This window comes from Aminobacter sp. P4_H6_2, assembly GCF_056400805.1.
The window spans coordinates 1-1938 of record NZ_JBFUKO010000838.1; the positions used below are offsets into that span (position 1 = coordinate 1).

Here is a 1938-nt window from a genome sequence, read left to right on the forward strand (position 1 = left end):
GGGTAAGGGTGGGGGGCAGCACTGAGCATCGCCCGAGCCGCGTCGATCGCCATGAATTCCAGCTGGCCGCCGCCAATAGTGCCGAAGATGCGCTGCGGCGACACCAGCATCCACGCGCCCTTTTCGCGTGGCGTCGAGCCTTTGGCCTCGGCCACCTCGACCAGCGCCACCGAAGGCGCCGCGCCGAGAAATGCCCTGAGGCTCTTGGCCGTCGCGCTCACTTTTTTGGGGCCGCCTCGGCCCTGAGCCGCTCGATCGCCATCAGCACGCGCTCGGGTGTTGCCGGCGCATCGAGACGCGGACAGATCTTGTGATCGGCAACGCTCGCCACCGCGTCCGACAGCGCATGAAGCACCGACATGCCATGCGGCAGAGGCGGCTCGCCCACGGCCTTCGAGCGATGGATCGTCGGCTCGTAGGCTTCGGACCAGTCGGTCAGCGCCACATTGAAGATCTTCGGCCGGTCGGACGCCAGCGGGATCTTGTAAGTCGACGGCGCATGCGTGCGCAGCCGCCCTTTGCCGTCCCACCACAGCTCTTCCGTCGTCAGCCAACCCATTCCCTGGATGAAGCCGCCCTCGACCTGGCCGATGTCGATGGCCCGGTTCAGCGAACGCCCGGTGTCGTGCAGGATGTCGGCACGCTCGACCACATATTCGCCGGTCAGCGTGTCGACCGACACCTCCGAGCAGGCTGCGCCATAGGCAAAATAGTAGAAAGCATGGCCACGACCCTTACTGCGGTCCCAGTGGATCTTAGGCGTCTTGTAGAAACCGGCAGCCGAAAGCTGGATGCGGTTGAGATAGGCCTGCTTGACGAGATCGTTGAAGCTGACCTCCTGGTTGCCGATGCGCACCCGGTTGGGCAAGAACACCACCTGGTCGGTCGGCACCTGATACTTCTCGGCGGCGAAGTCGGTCAGCCGCTTGCGGATCTGCCGCGCTGCGTCCTGTGCCGCCATGCCGTTGAGGTCGGCACCCGAAGAAGCCGCCGTCGGTGCCGTGTTAGGAACCTTGGCGGTGGTCGTAGCCGTGATCTTGACCCGATCGAGGTCGATCTGGAATTCCTCGGCCACCACCTGCGCCACCTTGAGATGCAGGCCCTGCCCCATCTCGGTGCCGCCATGGTTCATGTGCACCGAACCGTCGGCATAGACATGGACCAGCGCGCCGGCCTGGTTGGACTCGGTCTTGGTGAACGAGATGCCGAATTTCACCGGCGTCAGCGCCATGCCGCGCTTGATGAAGCGGCTGTTGGCGTTGAAGGCCGCGATCTCGCGCCGGCGCCCGGCATAGTCGGCGCTTTCCTCGAGCTCAGCCACGATGCGGTGGATGATGTTGTCTTCGACCTTCTGGTGATAGGGCGTGAGGTTGCGTTCACCCGGCGCGCCCATCGGGTCGTAGAAATTCAGCTTGCGGATTTCGAGCGAGTCCTTGCCAACGGCAAAGGCAACCTCGTCGATGACGCGCTCGGCACCGACCATGCCCTGCGGGCCGCCGAAGCCACGGAACGCCGTGTTGGACACGGTGTTGGTGTAGAGCGGCGCCGACTTGGCGTGAACGTTCGGGTAGAAATAGGTGTTGTCGCAGTGAAATAGCGCACGGTCGCCGACCGGCCCGGAAAGGTCGGCGGAAAAACCGGCATTCAGCGCGAACATGTAGTCGACGCCAAGGATGTTGCCCTCGTCGTCGAAGCCGACCTCGTAGTCGATGGCGAAATCATGCCGCTTGCCGGTGGCGGTCATGTCCTCGTCGCGGTCGAGCCTGATCTTGACGGCGCGCTTGTGCTTCTTGGCCGCGATGGCGGCGATGGCCGCGCATTGGTTGGCCTGAGTTTCCTTACCGCCAAAACCGCCCCCCATGCGGCGCACTTCGACTGTCACGGCATGGCTCGGAACGCCGAGCACGTGGGCGACCAGATGCTGGGTTTCGCTAGGGC

The 1938-nt window shown here is 64.2% G+C and carries 2 protein-coding genes; both read right to left on the reverse strand.

Going from position 1 to position 1938, the window contains the following annotated elements; genetic code table 11:
* Positions 1-221, reverse strand: a 221-nt coding sequence (locus AC1DUU_RS30745) for an XdhC family protein (protein ID WP_476787096.1), incomplete at its 3' end; no start/stop codon positions are given.
* On the reverse strand, positions 218-1938 hold a 1721-nt coding region (xdhB, locus tag AC1DUU_RS30750; RefSeq protein WP_476787097.1), incomplete at its 5' end, for a xanthine dehydrogenase molybdopterin binding subunit. The genes xdhB and AC1DUU_RS30745, both read right to left, overlap by 4 nt.